Origin of the sequence: Lelliottia sp. 7254-16 (genome assembly GCF_002922995.1) — a bacterium.
GTDB classification, from domain to species: Bacteria; Pseudomonadota; Gammaproteobacteria; order Enterobacterales; family Enterobacteriaceae; genus Enterobacter; species Enterobacter jeotgali.
Window position 1 is genome coordinate 348,676 of the sequence record NZ_PQVS01000001.1, and the last position, 20,650, is coordinate 369,325.

18 protein-coding genes are annotated in these 20,650 nt (G+C 57.0%); 7 read left to right on the forward strand and 11 right to left on the reverse strand.

Going from position 1 to position 20,650, the window contains the following annotated elements:
* The first annotated feature begins 40 nt into the window (after positions 1-40).
* From C3708_RS01680 to narI, 5 genes are all read left to right on the forward strand, one after another.
* Complete coding sequence (locus C3708_RS01680; protein ID WP_095282078.1) at positions 41-1,432, forward strand: NarK family nitrate/nitrite MFS transporter; 1,392 nt, start codon at positions 41-43, stop codon at positions 1,430-1,432.
* 69 nt (positions 1,433-1,501) lie between these two features.
* Positions 1,502-5,242 (forward strand): nitrate reductase subunit alpha, encoded by a 3,741-nt coding sequence (locus C3708_RS01685; RefSeq protein WP_103972658.1) that lies wholly within the window; start codon positions 1,502-1,504, stop codon positions 5,240-5,242.
* Complete coding sequence (narH, locus tag C3708_RS01690) at positions 5,239-6,783, forward strand: nitrate reductase subunit beta (protein WP_103945951.1); 1,545 nt, start codon at positions 5,239-5,241, stop codon at positions 6,781-6,783. Before C3708_RS01685 ends, narH begins: the two co-directional genes overlap by 4 nt.
* Entirely contained in the window at positions 6,783-7,478 is a 696-nt protein-coding gene (narW, locus tag C3708_RS01695; protein ID WP_103949284.1) for a nitrate reductase molybdenum cofactor assembly chaperone, read from the forward strand. Before narH ends, narW begins: the two co-directional genes overlap by 1 nt.
* A complete protein-coding gene (gene narI, locus C3708_RS01700; RefSeq protein WP_095282082.1) occupies positions 7,475-8,155 on the forward strand; it encodes a respiratory nitrate reductase subunit gamma in 681 nt (226 codons plus the stop codon). The genes narW and narI overlap by 4 nt, the downstream gene beginning before the upstream one ends.
* Before the next feature lie 159 nt (positions 8,156-8,314).
* Here the strand turns inward: narI and nhoA are convergent, their stop codons facing one another.
* The 4 genes from nhoA to C3708_RS01720 form a co-directional block, all read right to left on the reverse strand.
* A complete protein-coding gene (gene nhoA / locus C3708_RS01705) occupies positions 8,315-9,160 on the reverse strand; it encodes an N-hydroxyarylamine O-acetyltransferase (protein WP_095282083.1) in 846 nt (281 codons plus the stop codon).
* Positions 9,161-9,232: 72 nt separating this feature from the next.
* Complete coding sequence (locus C3708_RS01710; RefSeq protein ID WP_103949285.1) at positions 9,233-10,888, reverse strand: iron ABC transporter permease; 1,656 nt, start codon at positions 10,886-10,888, stop codon at positions 9,233-9,235.
* Between the two features lie 39 nt (positions 10,889-10,927).
* Positions 10,928-11,896, reverse strand: coding sequence for an ABC transporter substrate-binding protein (locus C3708_RS01715; protein WP_103949286.1), 969 nt, complete (start codon positions 11,894-11,896; stop codon positions 10,928-10,930).
* Positions 11,893-12,585, reverse strand: coding sequence for an ABC transporter ATP-binding protein (locus tag C3708_RS01720; RefSeq protein ID WP_095282086.1), 693 nt, complete (start codon positions 12,583-12,585; stop codon positions 11,893-11,895). The genes C3708_RS01715 and C3708_RS01720 overlap by 4 nt, the downstream gene beginning before the upstream one ends.
* Before the next feature lie 136 nt (positions 12,586-12,721).
* Between C3708_RS01720 and C3708_RS01725 the strand changes: the two genes are divergently transcribed.
* Positions 12,722-13,294, forward strand: coding sequence for a flavin reductase family protein (locus C3708_RS01725; protein ID WP_103945956.1), 573 nt, complete (start codon positions 12,722-12,724; stop codon positions 13,292-13,294).
* Between the two features lie 117 nt (positions 13,295-13,411).
* On the opposite strand, the gene fusA is transcribed toward C3708_RS01725, so the two are convergent.
* Entirely contained in the window at positions 13,412-15,514 is a 2,103-nt protein-coding gene (fusA, locus tag C3708_RS01730) for an elongation factor G (protein WP_103949287.1), read from the reverse strand.
* A gap of 161 nt (positions 15,515-15,675) precedes the next feature.
* Here fusA and C3708_RS01735 point away from each other — a divergent pair, with 161 nt between their 5' ends.
* Positions 15,676-15,975 (forward strand): helix-turn-helix transcriptional regulator, encoded by a 300-nt coding sequence (locus C3708_RS01735; protein WP_103949288.1) that lies wholly within the window; start codon positions 15,676-15,678, stop codon positions 15,973-15,975.
* A gap of 100 nt (positions 15,976-16,075) precedes the next feature.
* On the opposite strand, the gene C3708_RS01740 is transcribed toward C3708_RS01735, so the two are convergent.
* The 6 genes from C3708_RS01740 to C3708_RS01765 form a co-directional block, all read right to left on the reverse strand.
* Positions 16,076-16,951 (reverse strand): MBL fold metallo-hydrolase, encoded by an 876-nt coding sequence (locus C3708_RS01740; protein ID WP_103949289.1) that lies wholly within the window; start codon positions 16,949-16,951, stop codon positions 16,076-16,078.
* 193 nt (positions 16,952-17,144) lie between these two features.
* Positions 17,145-17,375 carry a tautomerase PptA gene (gene pptA, locus C3708_RS01745; RefSeq protein WP_095282093.1) on the reverse strand — a complete coding sequence of 77 codons (231 nt, stop codon included), beginning with the start codon at positions 17,373-17,375 and terminating at the stop codon, positions 17,145-17,147.
* A gap of 34 nt (positions 17,376-17,409) precedes the next feature.
* Complete coding sequence (locus tag C3708_RS01750) at positions 17,410-18,027, reverse strand: glutathione S-transferase family protein (protein ID WP_103949290.1); 618 nt, start codon at positions 18,025-18,027, stop codon at positions 17,410-17,412.
* Between the two features lie 37 nt (positions 18,028-18,064).
* The gene (locus tag C3708_RS01755; protein WP_103945961.1) at positions 18,065-18,952 is read right to left on the reverse strand and encodes a transporter substrate-binding domain-containing protein; all 888 of its coding nucleotides are present in this window, start codon (positions 18,950-18,952) and stop codon (positions 18,065-18,067) included.
* A gap of 9 nt (positions 18,953-18,961) precedes the next feature.
* Positions 18,962-19,735 (reverse strand): amino acid ABC transporter ATP-binding protein, encoded by a 774-nt coding sequence (locus C3708_RS01760; RefSeq protein WP_095282096.1) that lies wholly within the window; start codon positions 19,733-19,735, stop codon positions 18,962-18,964.
* Entirely contained in the window at positions 19,719-20,642 is a 924-nt protein-coding gene (locus C3708_RS01765) for an amino acid ABC transporter permease (RefSeq protein ID WP_103945962.1), read from the reverse strand. Before C3708_RS01765 ends, C3708_RS01760 begins: the two co-directional genes overlap by 17 nt.
* Positions 20,643-20,650 lie beyond the last annotated feature (8 nt).

Here is a 20,650-nt window from a genome sequence, read left to right on the forward strand (position 1 = left end):
CTTCTCTTTTCTGTATTTTACGGGTAAGTACGAGGGCGATATGTCACCAAAAAGTGAGAAGAATAATCATTATCTTTTAAATAACTGGAAACCTGAAAACGCGGCATTTTGGGAGAATAAAGGCAAACACATCGCGCGACGGAATCTTTGTATATCTGTCGCATGTCTGCTACTGGCCTTTTGCGTGTGGATGTTATTTAGCGCTATTGCGGTCAATCTTAATAAAGTCGGCTTTAATTTCACAACAGATCAGCTTTTCATGTTAACCGCTTTACCTTCCCTCTCTGGTGCAATATTACGCGTACCCTATTCCTTTATGGTGCCGATATTTGGTGGCCGTTACTGGACAATATTCAGCACCGTGATATTGATTGTTCCCTGCGTGTGGCTGGGGATTGCGGTGCAAAACAGTGCCACGCCGTACTGGGTGTTTATCACCATCGCCCTGCTGTGCGGATTTGCCGGAGCAAACTTTGCATCCAGCATGGGCAACATCAGTTTCTTCTTCCCGAAAGCCAAACAAGGCAGCGCACTCGGGATTAACGGCGGGCTGGGCAATCTGGGCGTCAGCGTGATGCAGATGGTCGCCCCGGCGGTGATTTTCCTGCCGATGTTCGCGTTTCTCGGCGTCCACGGCGTACCGCAGGAGGACGGCTCGGTGCTGTCGCTTGCCAATGCCGCGTGGATTTGGGCGCCTCTGTTGCTGATTGCGACTCTCGCCGCCTTTTTCGGCATGAACGATATTGCCAGTTCGAAAGCGTCCATTGCCAGCCAGTTGCCGGTACTGAAACAGCCACACCTGTGGCTGCTGAGCCTGCTCTATCTGGCGACATTCGGCTCGTTTATCGGCTTTTCGGCGGGCTTTGCCATGCTCGCCAAAACGCAGTTTCCGGATGTGAATATTCTCCACCTCGCCTTCTTCGGTCCGTTAATTGGCGCGCTGGCGCGTTCGGCGGGCGGCGTGGTGTCGGACAAACTCGGCGGCGTGCGCGTGACGCTGGTCAACTTTATCCTGATGGCTGTCTTCAGCGCCCTGCTGTTTCTGACGCTTCCTGGCTCTGGTTCCGGGAACTTTACCGCCTTTTATCTGGTATTTATGGGCCTGTTCCTGACGGCCGGTTTAGGCAGCGGCTCGACCTTCCAGATGATTGCCGTCATCTTCCGCCAGATAACCATCTACAAGGTGAAACTGCACGGCGGCACCGAAGAACAAGCCCAGCAGGAAGCCGTTTCCGATACCGCTGCGGCGCTTGGATTTATCTCCGCCATCGGTGCCGTAGGCGGCTTCTTCATTCCAAAAGCGTTCGGCACCTCGCTGGCGTTGACCGGTTCGCCCGTCGGCGCAATGAAAGTCTTCCTCGTGTTTTATATCGTCTGCGTGTTTGTCACCTGGCTGGTCTATGGCCGCCGTCAAAAACACGTCAAATCATAACTATTCAGATCGACACATTTGTGAGCAGTGTAACCACGGGGTGGGCGTCGCCCCGTCAGGAGAAACGTCATGAGTAAATTGTTGGATCGCTTCCGTTATTTCAAACAAAAAGGCGACACCTTCGCCGACGGGCACGGTCAGGTGATGCACACCAACCGCGACTGGGAAGACAGCTATCGCCAGCGCTGGCAGTACGACAAAATTGTGCGATCCACCCACGGCGTGAACTGTACCGGCTCGTGTAGCTGGAAGATTTACGTCAAAAACGGCCTCGTGACCTGGGAAACGCAGCAGACCGACTACCCCCGCACCCGCCCCGACTTACCGAATCATGAACCCCGCGGCTGCCCGCGCGGCGCGAGCTACTCCTGGTATCTGTACAGCGCCAACCGCCTAAAATATCCCCTGGTGCGACGCAAATTAATCGAACTGTGGCGCGAAGCGCTGGATCAGCACAGCGATCCGGTACTGGCGTGGAACGCCATCATGAGCGACCCGCAAAAAACCAATAGCTACAAAAAAGCGCGTGGTCACGGCGGATTTATTCGCTCGAACTGGAAAGAGCTGAATCAGCTGATTGCCGCCGCCAACGTCTGGACGATAAAAAATTATGGCCCGGACCGCGTCGCCGGATTCTCGCCAATCCCCGCGATGTCGATGGTCTCTTACGCCGCCGGGACGCGTTATCTGTCGCTGCTCGGCGGAACCTGTCTGAGTTTTTATGACTGGTACTGCGACCTGCCGCCCGCCTCGCCGATGACCTGGGGCGAGCAGACCGACGTGCCGGAATCCGCCGACTGGTACAACTCCAGCTACATCATCGCCTGGGGCTCGAACGTGCCACAAACGCGGACCCCGGACGCGCATTTCTTCACTGAAGTGCGCTACAAAGGCACCAAAACCATCGCCATAACCCCGGACTTTTCGGAAGTCGCCAAACTGAGCGATCAGTGGCTGGCGCCGAAGCAAGGCACCGACAGCGCGCTGGCGATGGCGATGGGCCACGTAATCCTCAAAGAATTTCACCTCGATAAACCCAGTGAATACTTCCTCAACTATTGCCGCCGCTACACCGACATGCCGATGCTGGTGATGCTCGATGCGCGTGAAGACGGCAGCCTGGTACCTGGCCGGATGCTGCGCGCCTCGGATCTGGCCGACGGGCTGGGCGAGGAAAATAATCCTGAGTGGAAAACCGTGGCGTTTGATATCGCCGGTGGTCTGGTCGCGCCAAACGGTTCGATTGGTTTCCGTTGGGGCGAAAAGGGCAAATGGAACCTTGAACCGCTGGCGGCAGGCCAAGAAACTGAGCTGACGCTCTCCCTGCTCATCACCCACGATCAGGTGGCGAATGTCGCATTCCCCTATTTCGGCGGCAACGAAAACCCGCATTTTCGCAGCGTGAAGCAAGACCCGGTGCTTATCCGCAAAGTGCCGTCCAAAACCCTCACCCTGGCCGATGGCCGTCAGCAGCAGGTCGCCAGCGTGTACGATCTGATTCTGGCGAACTACGGTTTAGATCGCGGGCTGAATGATGAAAATGCCGTTCAGGATTATGCCGAAATCAAAGCCTACTCCCCGGCCTGGGGCGAGCAGATCACCGGCGTGCCGCGCCGTCACATCGAACAAATCTCCCGTGAGTTCGCCGATACCGCCAACAAAACCCACGGTCGTTCGATGATCATCCTCGGTGCGGGCGTGAACCACTGGTATCACATGGACATGAACTACCGCGGGATGATCAATATGCTGGTCTTCTGCGGGTGTGTCGGCAAAAGCGGCGGCGGCTGGTCGCACTATGTCGGCCAGGAAAAGCTGCGTCCACAAACCGGCTGGCTGCCGCTGGCGTTTGCGCTGGACTGGAACCGCCCGCCGCGCCAGATGAACAGCACCTCGTTCTTCTACAACCACGCCAGCCAGTGGCGCTACGAGAAACTCACCGCGCAGGAGCTGCTCTCCCCGCTGGCGGATTCGTCGAAATTCACCGGCCATCTGATCGACTTTAATGTGCGTGCCGAACGCATGGGCTGGCTGCCGTCCGCCCCACAATTGTCGCTCAACCCGCTGCACATCAAAGCCCGCGCCGATGCCGCAGGGATGTCGCCGCAGGAATATACCGTACAGGCGCTGAAATCAGGCGATCTGCGTTTTGCCTGCGAACAGCCGGATAACGGCAAAAACCACCCGCGTAATCTCTTCGTCTGGCGCTCGAACCTGCTCGGTTCGTCCGGGAAAGGCCACGAGTACATGCTCAAATACCTGCTTGGGACGGAAAACGGTATTCAGGGCGACGATCTCGGTTCAACCGACGACGTCAAACCGGAAGAGGTGGAATGGCAAACCGCCGCCATCGAAGGCAAGCTCGACCTGCTGGTAACGCTTGATTTCCGCATGTCCAGCACCTGTCTGTTCTCGGATATCGTTCTGCCAACCGCCACCTGGTACGAGAAAGACGATATGAATACCTCGGATATGCATCCGTTTATTCACCCGCTCTCGGCCGCCGTCGACCCCGCCTGGGAATCGCGCAGCGACTGGGATATCTACAAAGGCATCGCCAAAGTGTTTTCTGAAGTGTGCGTTGGCCATCTGGGTACGGAAACAGACGTGGTGCTGCAACCGTTGCAGCACGACTCCCCGGCGGAACTGTCGCAGCCGTTTGATATTCAGGACTGGCGCAAAGGCGAATGCGATTTGATCCCCGGCAAAACCGCGCCGAATATCGCCGTCATCGAGCGCAATTATCCAGAAACGTACGAGCGCTTTACCTCACTCGGCCCGCTGATGGACAAGCTCGGCAACGGCGGGAAAGGTATTTCCTGGAACACTCAGGAAGAGATCGATTTCCTCGGCAAGCTGAATTACGTCAAGCTCGACGGGCCGTGTAAAGGACGCCCGCTGATTGATACGGCGATCGACGCCTCAGAGGTGATCCTGTCGCTTGCCCCGGAAACCAACGGCCATGTGGCAGTCAAAGCCTGGAAAGCCCTCGGCGAGTTTACCGGGCGCGACCATACCCATCTGGCGATCAACAAAGAAGACGAGAAGATTCGTTTCCGCGATATCCAGGCCCAGCCGCGCAAGATCATCTCCAGCCCAACCTGGTCCGGCATTGAGAGCGAGCATGTTTCCTATAACGCCGGATACACCAACGTTCACGAGCTGATCCCGTGGCGCACCCTGTCGGGCCGTCAGCAGCTGTATCAGGATCACCAGTGGATGCGTGCCTTCGGTGAAAGTCTGGTGGCCTATCGTCCGCCGATCGACACCCGCAGCGTGACGCACATGCGCGAAATTCCGCCGAACGGCTTCCCGGAAAAAGCGCTGAACTTCCTCACGCCGCACCAGAAATGGGGCATTCACTCCACTTACAGCGAAAACCTGCTGATGCAGACCCTGTCGCGCGGCGGCCCGATTGTGTGGGTAAGCGAAGCGGACGCCAAAGAGCTAGAAATTGAGGATAACGACTGGATCGAAGCGTTCAACGCTAACGGCGCCCTCACCGCACGCGCGGTTGTCAGCCAACGCGTACCGCCGGGCATGACCATGATGTATCACGCTCAGGAGCGCATTCTGAACATACCGGGATCGGAAGTGACCGGACGGCGCGGCGGCATTCACAACTCCGTCACCCGCGTTTGTCCAAAACCGACGCACATGATTGGCGGCTACGCGCAGTTGGCCTACAGCTTTAACTATTACGGCACCGTCGGCTCGAACCGCGACGAGTTCATCATGATCCGCAAGATGAAAAACATTAACTGGCTGGATGGCGAAGGTCGGGATCAGGTACAGGAGGCGAAAAAATGAAAATACGCTCACAGGTCGGCATGGTACTGAATCTCGATAAATGCATTGGATGTCACACCTGCTCGGTGACGTGCAAAAACGTCTGGACCGGGCGCGAAGGCATGGAATATGCGTGGTTTAACAACGTCGAAACCAAACCGGGCATCGGCTATCCGAAAAACTGGGAAGATCAGGAAGAAGGACAAGGCGGCTGGGTGCGCAGTATCACCGGGAAACTTACGCCACGCCTCGGTGGACGCGTGGGCGTGCTGTCCAAAATCTTCGCCAACCCGTCGCTGCCGGGCATTGATGACTATTACGAACCCTTCACCTTTGACTATCAGGATCTGCACCGTGCGCCAGAGGGCGATCACCTGCCGACAGCACGCCCGCGATCGCTTATCAGCGGCAAACGGATGGATAAAATCGTCGGCGGCCCCAACTGGGACGAACTGCTCGGCGGCGAATTCGAAAAACGCGCCCGCGACCGTAACTTCGACAAGATGCAAAAGGAGATGTACGGCCAGTTCGAAAACACCTTCATGATGTATCTCCCGCGACTGTGCGAACACTGCCTTAACCCAAGCTGCGTCGCCACCTGCCCAAGCGGGGCTATCTACAAACGTGAAGAAGACGGCATCGTGCTGATCGACCAGGACAAATGCCGCGGCTGGCGCATGTGCATCAGCGGCTGTCCGTACAAAAAAATCTACTTCAACTGGAAGAGCGGCAAGTCGGAAAAATGCATCTTCTGCTATCCGCGCATTGAATCCGGCCAGCCCACCGTGTGCTCAGAAACCTGCGTCGGACGCATTCGCTATCTTGGCGTGCTGCTCTACGACGCAGATCGCATTGAAGAAGCAGCAAGTACCGAGCATGAAACGGATCTGTACGAGCGTCAGTGCGACGTGTTCCTGAATCCGAACGATCCGGCGGTGATTGAGGAAGCGCTGAAACAGGGAATTGCGCAGAACGTGATCGACGCGGCCCAGCGTTCTCCGGTCTACAAAATGGCGATGGACTGGAAGTTAGCCCTGCCGCTGCACCCGGAATACCGCACCCTGCCGATGGTCTGGTATGTTCCGCCATTGTCACCGATCCAGTCTTACGCCGACGCCGGTGGTTTGCCGCAAACCGACAGCATTTTGCCCGCCGTCGAAAGTCTGCGCATTCCGGTGCAGTATCTGGCGAATATGCTGAGCGCGGGCGATCCTGCTCCAGTGTTGCGTGCCCTGAAACGCATGATGGCGATGCGCCACTACAAACGCTCGCAAACCGTGGAAGGCGTGACCGATACCCGCGCTATCGACGAAGTCGGCCTGAGCGTGGAACAGGTGGAAGAGATGTACCGCTACCTGGCGATCGCCAACTACGAAGACCGTTTCGTGATCCCAACCAGCCACCGTGAAATGGCTGCCGATGCCTTCCCGGAGAAAAACGGCTGCGGCTTTACCTTCGGCGACGGTTGCCACGGTTCGGACACCAAATTCAACCTGTTTAACAGCCAGCGCATTGACGCCATCAATATTTCCGAGGTGCGTGAACACGGGGAGGGAGAGTAATGCGAATTTTGAAAATTATCGCCCTGCTCATTGAATATCCCGACGAGGCGCTGTGGGAAAGCCGCGATGAAGCCCTTTCCTTGATTGCCCAGGATGCTCCGCAGTTGTTGCCCTTTGCGCAGCAGTATCTTGGCGCGGCGCTGCTGGATCAACAGGCGCAATGGTGTGAAGTATTTGAGCGCGGGCGAGCGACGTCGCTGCTGCTGTTCGAGCATGTTCACGCTGAGTCCCGCGATCGCGGCCAGGCGATGGTGGATTTAATGGGCCAGTACGAGAAAGCCGGTTTAGCCCTCGACTGCCGCGAGCTGCCGGACTATCTGCCGCTGTATCTGGAATATTTGAGCCTCGTGACGGACGCCGAGGCGCGCGAAGGATTACAAAACGTCGCGCCGATTCTGGCGCTGATCGGCGGACGACTAAAACAGCGCGATGTGCCGCAGTATCAGCTGTTTGACGCCCTGCTGGCGCTCGCCGCCAGCAATCTCACAAGTGACAGTGTCACTAAACAGGTGGCGACGGAACAGCGGGATGACACTCGTCAGGCACTGGATGCGGTATGGGAAGAGGAACAGGTGAAGTTTATCGAGGACAACGCCACGGCCTGCGACAGCTCGCCGATGCAGCAATATCAACGACGCTTTAGCCAGGACGTCGCGCCTCAGTACGTGGACGTCAGCGCCGGAGGACCGAAATGATGCACTATCTGAACGTCTTCTTTTACGATATCTACCCGTATCTGTGCGGGACGGTGTTCCTGCTGGGAAGCTGGTTGCGCTACGATTACGGGCAGTACACCTGGCGGGCGTCGTCCAGCCAGATGCTGGATAAACGCGGCATGGTGCTGTGGTCGAATTTGTTTCACATCGGCATTCTGGGGATCTTTTTCGGCCACGCCTTCGGGATGCTGACACCGCACTGGGTCTATTCGTGGTTCCTGCCGATGTCGCAAAAACAGCTGATGGCGATGATCCTCGGCGGGGTTTGCGGCGTGCTGACGCTGGTCGGTGGTGCGGGGCTGCTGGTGCGACGTCTAACCAATCCGCGCATCCGCGCGACCTCTTCGACGGCGGATATTCTGATCCTCTGCGTGCTGCTCATCCAGTGTATTCTCGGTCTGGCGACGATTCCGTTCTCCGCGCAACATCCGGATGGGAGTGAAATGTTGAAACTGGTCGACTGGGCGCAGGCGGTGGTGACGTTCCACGGCGGTGCGTCGGCACATCTCGATGGCGTGGCCTACATTTTCCGCGTACATCTGGTGCTCGGTATGACCATCTTCCTGCTGTTCCCGTTCACCCGTCTGGTGCATGTGTGGAGTGCGCCGGTGGAGTATTTGACGCGCAGATATCAGGTGGTGAGATCGCGGCGTTGATTGCGCCGGATGGCGCTGCGCTTATCCGGCCTACGGTTTAGTTTGTTCGCTTTTGTAGGCCCGGTAAGCGCAGCGCCACCGGGCATTAAAGGCGATAATCCGGTTAAGTTTGTCCGGTTTTGTAGGCCCGGTAAGCGCAGCGCCACCGGGCGTTACAGGCTATTTTCCCGCTTCCGGATGGGTATCAAACCCGGCCATCACCGCCGTTAATTCTGTCAGCGAAAAACCGTGTTTCGGATCGTCCACGCCTAATCCAAAACGCGCCTGCATCACGGCATACAGCGCATTGGCATCCGGCAGATTGACCGTTTCCACGGCGCGAGCGCCTTGCCAGTGTGTGAAGTGATAGTTCGTTAATGTCAGTTTTCCGCCGTCCGGCAGGTGTCGGCACATCAACAGATGGTGGCGGAAATGCGACTGCGGCCAGTGGGCGGACCAGAAATTGCCCATCACGTAATCGGTGAAATACTGTGTCGCCAGGTCAAAATGGTACATCGACTGCCAGTGCTCGTGATGGCGGAACTGCAGCACCCAGTCGTTATTCTCGTTCATCAGGCGATAAACACCGTGAGGCGTGGCCTGCTCTTCACCGGCAATCAGGCGAATCGGCGCAGTTAGCGTCTGGCCGCCAAATCCGACATCCGCAATCCAGCGCTCGCCGTTGAGTTCCACCAACAGCAAACGATGCGTGCGCGGCGGCATTTGCGGCGGATTCGCCAGAATCACACGGCCCAGCACGCTACGCACCTCAAAGCCCACTTCACGCAGTACCCGCTCGAATAATCCGTTTTGCTCAAAGCAGTAGCCGCCGCGACGGGCGGAGACCAGTTTGTCGGCAACGCACTGATCGTCGAGCTGGATTTCGCGCGTCATGACCACGTCAATATTCTCAAACGGGATCGCGCAGTTGTGGCTTAAATGCAGCGCTCGCAGGGTGTCGATATCAACGGAGACCGGCTGTTGCCAGCCGATACGTGAAAAATAAGCACTCAAAAATGGGGACATGTTTCGCTTCCTTGGAGAGATATTCCCTGTTTATAAACTATTTTTACGATCCCACTGGCGCAAAAGTGCTTTTTAGCGACGCGCGCCACGCTGCATGATGTGCAACGCGGTAAGCATCAGCGTCAGCCCGGTGATTAACGTCAGCGTCGCCATCGCCATACCTTGCCCGACCGAACCCTGTTCAAACTGCCGCCAGATAAAGACCGACACCGTTTGTGTTCCGGCGGGCGCGAGTAATAGTGATGTCACCAGTTCCCGCGAGGCAATGGCAAACACCATCAGCATCGCCGCCAGCAGGGCCGGGAAGACTAACGGCAGCACGATAAAGCGCAGCGCCTGAAATGCCGATGCGCCGTGTACCCGCGCGGCAGGTTCGAGATTGCCGCCCAGCTGACGTAATGCGCTACCGACATAACGCACCGGCCACGGCAGGAGCAAACAGCAGTACGACAACAGCAGGATTGCCCAGCTGTTATAAGGAGAAATTACCCAGAACGGCTGGTTCCACAGCAGGATCAATCCGACGCCGACCACTACGCCGGGCAGCGCGGCGGGCATCAGAGAAAGTGCGTCGATAAATCCGCGCCCTTTTATCTTTTGCACCACCACCAGCCACGAAGCCAGCAGGCCGAGCATTCCGGTGATACAGGCCGCACCCAGCGCCAGTGAAAGACTGGTGCCCAGTGCAGCAAGCGCATCACCCTGCTGGCTAAACAGCGCCGCGTAGTGTGACAACGTCACGTTAGACAGCGTAACACCGCCGGATAAGGTGCCTAACATCCCGGACATCACCATCGACGCGCCGGGTAAAACTACCGCGACAATCCCGACCGACGCCATCACGGCCACCACGGGCAGCGTCCAGACGCCCGCCTCCGCACCCATGTTTTCAGTGGGTTTGCCGGTGATACTGGTGACATCATGATTGCCGGTCAGCTTTTTCTGCACGCCCCAGGCGCACAGCGCAATGGCAACTAACACCACAGAGAGCATCGACGCGCCCGACAGATCGATCGGCCAGTCGGCGAGTTTCTTCTCGATATTGGTCGTCAGCATCACCACGCCTGCGCGGGTTCCCAGCGCCGCCGGAACGCCAAACTCTTCGATCGCCAGCGTAAAGGCCAGCAGCATTCCGGCAGCCAGAGACGGTGAAAGCATCGGCAACGTAATGTGCCAGAATGCCCTGCCCGCGCTGGCTCCGTGAACGCGCGCTACCAGCGCCAGACGCTGCCCGCTGGCAAGTAAACTGCGCGAAACCGCGAAATAAACCACCGGGAAAATATTCAGCGCCATCACCAGCACAATGCCCGTTTTGCTGAACAAAAGGGAGTTTAACGAAACGCCCGTTAGCTGCTGCAAATAGCCGTTAGTCTGAAGCACCAGCATCCACGACAGCGCGGCAATGTACGGCGGCGTTAGAAACGGGATCAGAAACAGCAGATCCCACAGACGTGGCAGCGGCAAATTAAACAGCCCGCGCGCCACGCCGAGCGGAAAGCCAATCAGCGCACTGACTAACGCCACGCCGAGCGCGATTTGCAGCGTCCCACTCAGCATTCCAGGCAACTGCGGTTCCGCCAGCAGCGCAGTCACGCCGCCAAAAGCACCCGCAAGCGAGCCTGCGCTAAACTGCGGAAACACCGCTTGCAACACGATAAACGCCAGCGGAAACGCCACCAGAATCACCAGCAGCGCCAGCGTCATGACGGATAAAAGTCGTTGATTCACGAGGAAATCCTGAAGACGGGGTCGCCCCCGTCAGATGAATTACAGAGAGAAAAGCGTGTTGAAGCGCTTGAGAATATCGCTGCGCTCGCGGGTGCCATCGCTTTTGGTTGGCAAGATTTTCAGCTCGTTGAGCAGTGGGCGTTTGGCCTGAACATCGTCACGCGCGGGCATCAGCCAGGCATCGGCAACCATTGTCTGGCCTTCCGGCGACAGCACGTAATCGACGAAGGCTTTGGCATCATCCGTATGCTGCGTGGATTTGAGGATCATCATCGGGCGCGGCGCGATCACCGTGCCGCTGGCCGGGAAAATCACTTTCAGGGATTCGCCCTGATTGATGTTGCCGTAGGAGACATAATCTACCGCGCCAAACACTGCCGCTTTAGCCCCCTGCATCACCGGCGTTACCGCCTGCGCATTCGGGCCGCTGACAACCATGCCGTTCTTTTTCAGCTCGTCAAACAGCGCCCAGGCTTTATCACCCATGCCGTTTTGCAGACCGATCAGCAAATCGAGCGACGCACCGGACAGCGCTGGATCGGGCGTCGTGACTTTATCCTTGAAGGCATCGGTGGTCAGGTCCTGCCACTCTTTTGGCTCCGGGGTACCGCTTTTGGTATTCCATACAATGCCGAGGGCCGACACGCCCTGAGCGACGTAATCCGCCGATTTCAGCTCCGCCGGGACTTTTTCAGCGTTGACGCTTACGTAGGGCAACAGCCAGCCGCGCTGATGTAAATCCTCCGCCGTATCCCATGACGCGGAGATCAGAATATCGGCCTGCGGATTAGCCTGCTCGGCCTCCAGTCTGGCCATCACTTTGCCGGTGGTCGCCTGGAAGATATCGACTTTGACCCCGGTTTTCTTTTCAAACCCGGTCGCCAGATTTTTAGCCAGCGACCCCGGCCCTGCGGTGTAGACGGTCAGCGCATGGGCGCTGGACATCATGACGGAAGATAGTGCCACGGCGAGCAAAACTCCTTTATTGAAGGCAAATGACTTTTTCATGCGAACTCCCCTGAGGATGAAATCAAACGATCGGCAGCGACGCTGCCCGCAGACAAATGCACGATGCGATCGGCCAGGATTTCAGCCTCCCGGCGGTCGTGCGTAACATAAACGGCGGTGGTCCCGAGCTGGCGCAGCAGTGCAGCCATCTCCAGGCACAGTGATTCGCGAAGTTCGCTGTCAAGATTGGAGAGCGGTTCGTCAAACAGCAGCACGCGCGGTTCGGCGACGATGGCACGCGCCAGCGCCACACGCTGTTGCTGACCGCCGGATAATCCGGCAGGTTTTCGTTCGGCGAAATCGCGTAAGCCAACACGGGAGAGCGCCTGCGACACGCGAGCTTCGCACTCCCGGCGCGGGAGGTTGCGCATTTTCAAGGGGAACGCCACGTTTTGTGCCACCGTCATGTGCGGCCACAGAGCGTAATCCTGGAAGACCATGCCGATGTCGCGGGCTTCCGGCGCCAAAGACCAGCCCGCTCTTGCGACCTGCCTTCCACCAAAGAAGATTTCTCCCGCAGCCGGTTGCGTTAACCCGGCGAGCAGTCGCAGAAGCGTACTTTTCCCGCAGCCTGACGGACCGAGCAGCGCGACTACGCTACCCGCATCAATGTGCAGATCGATGTGATTTAATACGGTGTTCGCACCAAAGGCGTACGACACGCCGTTGAGCGTGATATCGCTGACCATCTTGTTATCCTCTTTGGGATTTAGTGTCCGCCACTGTAGGCAGGCTGTATGACGAAGGCATGACACGCAGGTTGCAGCTTGATTTCATCCGCGTTTCAGTCGTTTAATGCCCTATCCCACCGATTAAGGAATGCTCATGACCCCTTTCCGTCCCGTTGAGTTAAAACATGCGAGCCGCCTTCTGAATCACGGTCCTACGGTGCTTATCACCAGCCGCGATGAGACTATCGACCGGCGCAACGTGATGGCTGCCGCCTGGTCGATGCCCGTCGAATTTGAACCGCCGCGCATTGCGATCGTGGTCGACAAAAGCGCGTGGTCCCGCGAGCTGATTGAACGCAGTGGGATGTTCGGGATAGTCATTCCGGGTGTCGCCGCCGCCAACTGGACCTACGCCGTCGGCAGCATCAGCGGTCGCGATGAAGATAAATTCAACGCTTATGGAATCCCGGCGATTAACGGCCCAGTGCTGGGCCTGCCGGTGATTGAAGAGAAATGCCTGGCATGGATGGAGTGCCGCTTACTACCGCCGACCTCCGCCGCCGAAAAATACGATACGTTATTTGGCGAAGTGGTGGCCGCTGCAGCCGATGAACGCGCATTTGTCGCCGGACGCTGGCAGTTTGATGCGGATAAATTGAATACATTGCATCACCTGGGCGCGGGAACGTTTGTGACGAGTGGGAAGATGGTGAAAGCGCCGGAGTAAACTCCGACGCCTGGTGTTGTAGGCCCGGTAAGCGCAGCGCCACCGGGCTTTGTTACAGAATGGTGCGGTTTGGTTCCCTCACCCCGACCCTCTCCCAAAGAGAGAGGGAGCAACCATTTACGCTTTCGCGCGGCTGGCAATAATACCCTCTGCCACGTTGCGTGGAGCCTCGGCGTAGTGATGGAATTCCATGCTGTAGGTTGCGCGGCCCTGCGACATGGATCGCAACGTGGTCGCATAACCAAACATCTCCGCCAGCGGAACGTCAGCGCGAATAATCTGGCTGCCGAACCGTTCGTCCATGCCCTGCACCATCCCGCGACGGGAAGAGAGATCGCCCATAATATTCCCGGCGTACTCTTCCGGCGTTTCCACCTCGACGTGCATCACCGGTTCCAGAATCGCCGGGTCAGCTTTGCGCGCGCCGTCTTTAAACCCGAAGATCGCCGCCATACGGAAGGCCATTTCCGAGGAGTCGACGTCGTGATACGAACCAAACGTCAGGGTCGCTTTCACGTCCACCACCGGATAACCCGCCAGCACGCCGCTGTTCATAGCTTCACGCAAACCTTTTTCCACCGATGGAATGTATTCGCGCGGCACCACACCGCCTTTGGTGGCATCTTCAAACTTAAAGCCGCTGCCCGGTTCAAGCGGTTCCAGGCTCAGGACCACGTGGCCATACTGCCCTTTACCGCCGGACTGGCGCACAAATTTGCCTTCGATCTCTTTCACCGCTTTGCGCAACGTCTCGCGGTAGGTCACCTGCGGGCGACCTATATTGGCTTCGACGCCAAACTCACGCTTCATTCGGTCGACGATAATTTCCAGATGCAACTCGCCCATCCCGGAGATAATCGTCTGGCCGGACTCTTCATCTGTGTGCAGACGGAAAGACGGATCTTCTGCCGCCAGCCGCTGCAACGCGATGCCCATTCTCTCTTGATCGGCCTTGGTTTTCGGCTCGATCGCCAGCGAAATCACCGGTTCCGGGAATTCCATGCGCTCAAGCGTGATCACATGATCCGGATCGGTCAGGGTGTCGCCTGTTGTGACATCTTTTAACCCGACGCAGGCGGCAATATCCCCCGCACGCAGCTCGTCGACTTCATGACGATCGTTGGCATGCATCAGCACAATACGTCCAATACGTTCTTTTTTCCCTTTAACCGGGTTGTACACCGCGTCGCCTTTTTTCAGCACGCCGGAATAGACGCGGATAAAGGTCAACTGGCCGACGTACGGGTCGGTCATCAGCTTGAACGCTAACGCCGAGAACGGTTCGTCGTCGCTCGGGTGGCGCTCGGCGGGCTGGCCTTTTTCATCCACGCCATCAATAGCCGGAACGTCGAGGGGCGACGGCATCAGTTCGACAACCGCATCGAGCATGCGCTGCACGCCTTTGTTTTTGAACGCGCTGCCGCACAGCATCGGCTGGATCTCACCTTTAATGGTGCGCTGGCGTAGCCCGTCGATGATTTCGGCTTCATCCAAATCGCCCGTTTCCAGGTATTTATCCATCAGCGCATCAGTGGCTTCCGCCGCCGCAGAGACCATTTTCTCACGCCAGATTTTCGCGGTACTGAGCAAATCATCCGGCACCGGCCCGTAGCTGAAGGTCATACCCTGGGTGGCATCGTCCCACAAAATGGCGCGCATTTTGATGAGATCGACCACGCCAGTAAAGTGTTCTTCGGCACCGACGGGAATGACAATCGGCACCGGATTGGCTTTAAGGCGGTCAATCATCATCTGCACTACGCGGAAGAAATCAGCCCCCTGGCGGTCCATTTTATTGACGAAAGCCAGGCGTGGCACGTGGTACTTGTTAGCCTGTCGCCAGACCGTTTCCGACTGCGGCTGTACGCCACCGACGGAGTCATACACCATCACTGCGCCATCGAGTACACGCATTGAACGTTCCACCTCAATGGTGAAATCCACGTGCCCTGGGGTGTCGATAATGTTGATCCGGTGCGGTTCAAAATTTCGGTCCATACCGGGCCAGAAAGCGCTCACGGCTGCGGAAGTAATCGTGATTCCGCGCTCTTGCTCCTGCGCCATCCAGTCAGTTGTTGCCGCGCCATCGTGGACTTCACCCATTTTGTGGCTCATCCCGGTGTAAAACAGAATGCGCTCGGTGGTGGTCGTTTTACCGGCATCGATATGCGCGGAGATACCGATGTTGCGATAACGTTCGAGGGGGACGGGTCGGGGCATGATAAATCCTTAGTCAGTTTGACTTGAGTAGTACAACCGGAATGGTTGTCTGTGTGTTCGTCTGCTATAATAGTCCTATTGTACGAGTATATACGAACTATTTTTTTAAGGGTGTGCCTATCATTAAGATAGCTCAACCTGTCCGCTAACCCAGGAAGTCTATGATCGCTAACCACCCCGAACCTGAACAAATCACGCTGGAAAATGTGCTGTTAGCCCTCGGCAACCCGCTGCGACTGGAGATCCTCCGCCTGCTCGCTGACGGCAGTGAACTTAGCTGCAACGCCCTGCGCCCGGAAGACATTGCCAAATCAACGATGACGCACCACTGGCGGGTACTGCGCGACAGCGGCGTGATCTGGCAGCGTCCGCAGGGACGCGAGAATATGATTTCGTTGCGAAGAGAAGATTTAGACGCCCGCTTTCCGGGGCTGTTGGACACGTTGTTGAAGGTGATGTAGTCGTTTTGTGCCGGGTGGCGCTGACGCTTACCCGGCCTACGGTTTGCAGTGATTTGTAGGCCAGGTAAGGCGCAGCCACCACCCGGCTTAAATTGCTGTTTCAGACCTCCGGTGACCACCCGTCATACTGCAACGAGAACCGCGCATCATTCCCTTTCACGCGGGCTGTTACCGGTGAATTAAAATGCATGCCTGTTACGCTGATTTTATCTGACACCACCCGTTCCAGCAGACGTTTGCGAGCTCCCGCCGCCGCTACCGGATCGGTATCAAACGCAATCGTCACTTCTGGATGCTCAACCTGAATATGCGGGAAATGGACAATATCCCCCCAGATGAGCAAGGACTCCTGATCGTTACCGATCAGATATCCAGTATGGCCAGGCGTATGGCCGGGTAACGGCACAGCCTGAATTCCAGACACAATGTCCTCCTGACTGAAGGGAACCAGTTTCTGCTCGTAGGCCGCAAAAGCATTTTGCGCGAGTAAAAAAGACGGATTAAATACCCCTGGCGCACTCGCATGAATTGTTTTATTGCGCCAGAAAGACAACTCTTTCTCGTGAACATACACCCTTTCAACGTTACGAAAGAGGGGGGTATTCAGTGGACCCGCGATACCGCCAATATGATCGGGATGCGCATGTGTCAGCAGGATGGTGTCAATTTGTAAAGGATCTATCCCTGCCGCCGCCAGCGCGACCGGCAAACGTCCGCCCCAGCCTTTAAAGTTCCCCGCTCCACTATCCACGAGGATAGTCTGATTACCGGTCTGGATGACGTACACGTTGATATTCATGCGCGGTAGCGAAGAGACACCGCGCTGTTGAAGGAGTGCTTCGGCTTTTGAGTCATCGATCCCCGACAGCAGTTCAAATGAAGCATCCAGATACCCATCGCTGAGCATGGTAACCAGCATATTGCCGATTTTTTTACGGTTAATCATGGGGGCCTGAAATGTCTGCAGTAACGTCATGTTGTGACCTCGAAAATGTGAGTTAGATCAGCATAACCCTCTGACGAGGCGATAAAAAGTGGCAATGTGCTTCAGACTATTATCGAGCCACGCAGATTTGAAAACCTTGCCGGGTGGCGGCTGCGCCTTATCCGGCCTACAAAATCTTCGGACCCGTAGGCCGGGTAAGCGTCAGCGCCACCCGGCAAAAATCTTACATCGAATACCCAGGCTTCTTAATCAGCTCATCCAGTTTCGGGCCGATCTCCGTATCCCAGACCTGCGCCTTCCAGTCTTCCTGCTGGACCTGGTTCAGGGCAACGGACACGGAAGCGTCTTTACTGTTGAAATGGCGAATAATCACTTCGGCGATGTCCGCTGCCAGTGCGGTTTTTTGTTCTTCGTTCAGATCGCGGGGAAAACATTTGATATCGACGTGTGGCATGTGCAGGCTCCTGTGTTGTGAGCGTTTCAACTTATCAGATTATTTCGTTTGCTTTTAACACCTTGTGCAGTTCTGGCAGCTGACAGACGGAATCTGCGATCGCAGTAATATGCGGCGTGTTGGCAGCAAACCATTCATGGCGCGGGCCCCAGGTGCGCATCACCGCGATATAGACGTCAATCAGCGTAAGCTGTTCGCCGAACGCCCAAGGCGCGGCTTTGAGATGATTATCCAGCCACAGATAGAGCGATTGACGATACGCCAGGCAATTTTCCCGCAGCTGTTCCGGCGCGTCGGGTGCCCAACGTTCCGGATAATCGGCGTAGGTAAAAGTGGGATAGACATTAGCGACAAGCCAGACAAGCAGACGCTGAAACTGCGCCCGATCCGGATGGCCGACAGGCGGCGCCAGATCCGGACAGCGGTCGAGAATCATCAACCCGATGGCCGCCGTTTCGCTCATCACCGCGCCGTTTTCCATTTCTAGCGTCGGGACCTGACACAGTGGATTGAGTTTCTCGAGAAGGACGCGCTGTGGGCCAGGCGAGTCAAACCCGTCGACATTGATAAACTGATAAGGAATATCGGCCAGGGTCAGCATCACTTCGCTGATGGCCGATCCCCAGCCGGGTACGCCGTACACCTTGATCATACTGCCCCCACTCAGGAGAAATCCTAAGTGTAGAACATCAGTAGGTAATACCCGGCGGATTGACTTCGGACTGCGCCACGCCCTCGCCCTGCTCACCCCAGCGAGCCAGCACCTGTTGATATTCACCGCGCTGAATAGCCCCGTCCAGCGCGGCCTGCAATGCATACACCAGCTCGTTGCCTTTTTTGGTGGTTGTCGCGACGTAGGCTTTTTTCGGCCCCAACCCCACGACTCGGGATTTTCCGGTCAGCGCCGCTTTATAGGCAGAAACCGACTGTGGCCCGAAGAACACATCCGCGCGTCCGGACTGGATATACAAATTGCCAGAGGCGTCATCTGTCAGATAAACCGGCAGCGCAGGCTCGCGCCCGGCCTGTTTGTTCTCTTCGTTCCAGCCGAGCAGGATGCGCTCCTGATTGGTGCCAGAGCCAACGATCACTTTTTTGCCCGCCAGATCTTCAGCGTTTTTGATCGACTGCACGTCGCTGGTGGATTTCACCGAAAACGCCAGGGAATCGACGCGATAGGTCGCAAAATCGAACTTTTGTTTACGCTGCTCGGTCACCGCGATATTCACCAGCGCCACGTCGTAGCGCCCGGAGCTGATCCCCAGCGGCCAGTCTTCCCATGCGGTTGGCACCAGTTTCAGTTTTAATCCGAGACTGCCCGCCAGCAGACGAGCAATATCCGGATCGCTGCCAATGCGGGTACGGTTGTCGCTGGCCAGCAGCGCCAGCGGAGGTGAATTGAGCGCGGAAATGGCGACCGTCAACGTGCCTGGCTCAACAAATTTATAATTTTGCGGGATCTTCGCAATCGCGGCTTGATCGACTGTTACCGGCAACGGCTGCTCGTTGGCTTTTAAATCGATGCTCGCCTGGCTCACCGATACGACGCCCAACAGCGCCAGAAATCCATATTTCATACCCACTCCTTACAACACTTTTGACAGGAACTGACGCGTTCGCGCATGGGATGGACGGTTTAACACCTCGTCGCTGCTGCCCTGCTCGACTATTTTGCCATCAACCATAAACACCACCTGATCGGCTACCTCGCGGGCAAAGCCGATCTCGTGCGTCACCACCACCAGCGTGGTGCCGGATCGGGCGAGCTTTTTGATGACATCCAGCACTTCACCCACCAGCTCCGGGTCGAGCGCCGACGTCGGTTCATCAAACAACATCACGCGCGGTCGCAGCGCGAGAGCGCGAGCAATGGCTATGCGCTGCTGTTGCCCGCCGGACAGATGGCGCGACCAGGCATCGGCTTTTTCGCGCAAACCGACCACATCCAACAGGCCGTAAGCCCGCTCGACCGCCTCTTTGCGGCTTAATTGTTTGTGCGCAATCGGCGCTTCGATCAGGTTTTCCAGCACCGTGAGATGCGGAAACAAATTGAAGTTCTGAAACACGTATCCGACGTTGACGCGCTGTTTGAGGATCTCTTTCTCTTTCAATTCATACAGCTTATCGCCCTGGCGGCGATAGCCGATGTAATCCCCGTCGATCTGAATAAAGCCTTCGTCAACGCGCTCCAGGTGGTTAATGGTACGCAGCAGCGTCGATTTACCGGAACCGGATGGGCCGAGGATCACCGTCACCGATCCGGGCGGGATTTCAAGCGACACATTATCCAGCGCCTTGTGGCGGCCAAAGAACTTACTGACGCCGGTGATTGAGATATGTCCTTCAGGAGAGGCTGGCATGGATAGGCTCCTGTGCTGGGGTAACGGAACGGGTGCGTTGGCTTGTTCGAGACTGATTCACCGCCGAGCGGCGTTCACTGCGGGCCAGGCCGCGTTCGACGACATGCTGAATCACGGATAAGACGGTGGTAATCACCAGATACCAGGCGGCACCGACCATCAGCAGCGGGATCACTTCCTGGGTGCGGTTGTAAATCATCTGAATGGTGTAGAACAGCTCCGGCATCGCCAGGACGTACACCATCGCGGTGCCTTTCGCGAGGCTGATAATTTCGTTAAACCCGGACGGTAAAATGGTGCGCAGCGCCTGAGGCAGGATAATTCGCAGCGTGCGACGCCAGGCCGGTAAACCCAGCGCGGCGGCCGCTTCGTACTGACCGTGATCGACGCCCAAAAAACCGCCGCGAATGATCTCAGCGGTATAGGCACTCTGCACCAGCGTCAGCCCCACTACGGCAGTGGAAAACTGCCCGAGCACGTTGATGGTCTCAAATTTTCCCCAGGTGATGCTGGTGAACGGCACGCCGAGTGAGAGCGTGTCGTACAGATACGAAAAGTTATAGAGGATGATCAGCACCACGATCAGCGGCAGCGAGCGGAACAGCCAAATGTAGCCAAACGCGAGGCTGCTCAACAGCCATGACGAGGACAACCGCGCCAGGGCTAACATGCCCCCCAGCACCACGCTCAGTGCCGTGCCGATCAGGGTCAACAGCAGAGTTTGTCCGACCCCTTCCAGAATCACCGGATCGAAGAACCAGCGCGCGAACACGCTCCATTCCCAGCGCGGATTAAAGGCTACCGACTGAACGACGACGGCCAGTACAAAAAGCGCGGCAATCGCCCCGACGGTGCGCCACGGATAACGCGCCGGGACCACTTTGATGGTTTCAACGTTGTTGTTCATCGTCGTTC

Coding starts and splice junctions, on each gene's coding strand:
- C3708_RS01680 (WP_095282078.1), top strand. CDS start 41: ATGTCACCAAAAAGTGAGAAGAATAATCATTATCTTTTAAATAACTGG.
- C3708_RS01685 (WP_103972658.1), top strand. CDS start 1,502: ATGAGTAAATTGTTGGATCGCTTCCGTTATTTCAAACAAAAAGGCGAC.
- narH (WP_103945951.1), top strand. CDS start 5,239: ATGAAAATACGCTCACAGGTCGGCATGGTACTGAATCTCGATAAATGC.
- narW (WP_103949284.1), top strand. CDS start 6,783: ATGCGAATTTTGAAAATTATCGCCCTGCTCATTGAATATCCCGACGAG.
- narI (WP_095282082.1), top strand. CDS start 7,475: ATGATGCACTATCTGAACGTCTTCTTTTACGATATCTACCCGTATCTG.
- nhoA (WP_095282083.1), bottom strand. CDS start 9,160: ATGTCCCCATTTTTGAGTGCTTATTTTTCACGTATCGGCTGGCAACAG.
- C3708_RS01715 (WP_103949286.1), bottom strand. CDS start 11,896: ATGAAAAAGTCATTTGCCTTCAATAAAGGAGTTTTGCTCGCCGTGGCA.
- C3708_RS01720 (WP_095282086.1), bottom strand. CDS start 12,585: ATGGTCAGCGATATCACGCTCAACGGCGTGTCGTACGCCTTTGGTGCG.
- C3708_RS01725 (WP_103945956.1), top strand. CDS start 12,722: ATGACCCCTTTCCGTCCCGTTGAGTTAAAACATGCGAGCCGCCTTCTG.
- fusA (WP_103949287.1), bottom strand. CDS start 15,514: ATGCCCCGACCCGTCCCCCTCGAACGTTATCGCAACATCGGTATCTCC.
- C3708_RS01735 (WP_103949288.1), top strand. CDS start 15,676: ATGATCGCTAACCACCCCGAACCTGAACAAATCACGCTGGAAAATGTG.
- C3708_RS01740 (WP_103949289.1), bottom strand. CDS start 16,951: ATGACGTTACTGCAGACATTTCAGGCCCCCATGATTAACCGTAAAAAA.
- pptA (WP_095282093.1), bottom strand. CDS start 17,375: ATGCCACACGTCGATATCAAATGTTTTCCCCGCGATCTGAACGAAGAA.
- C3708_RS01750 (WP_103949290.1), bottom strand. CDS start 18,027: ATGATCAAGGTGTACGGCGTACCCGGCTGGGGATCGGCCATCAGCGAA.
- C3708_RS01755 (WP_103945961.1), bottom strand. CDS start 18,952: ATGAAATATGGATTTCTGGCGCTGTTGGGCGTCGTATCGGTGAGCCAG.
- C3708_RS01760 (WP_095282096.1), bottom strand. CDS start 19,735: ATGCCAGCCTCTCCTGAAGGACATATCTCAATCACCGGCGTCAGTAAG.
- C3708_RS01765 (WP_103945962.1), bottom strand. CDS start 20,642: ATGAACAACAACGTTGAAACCATCAAAGTGGTCCCGGCGCGTTATCCG.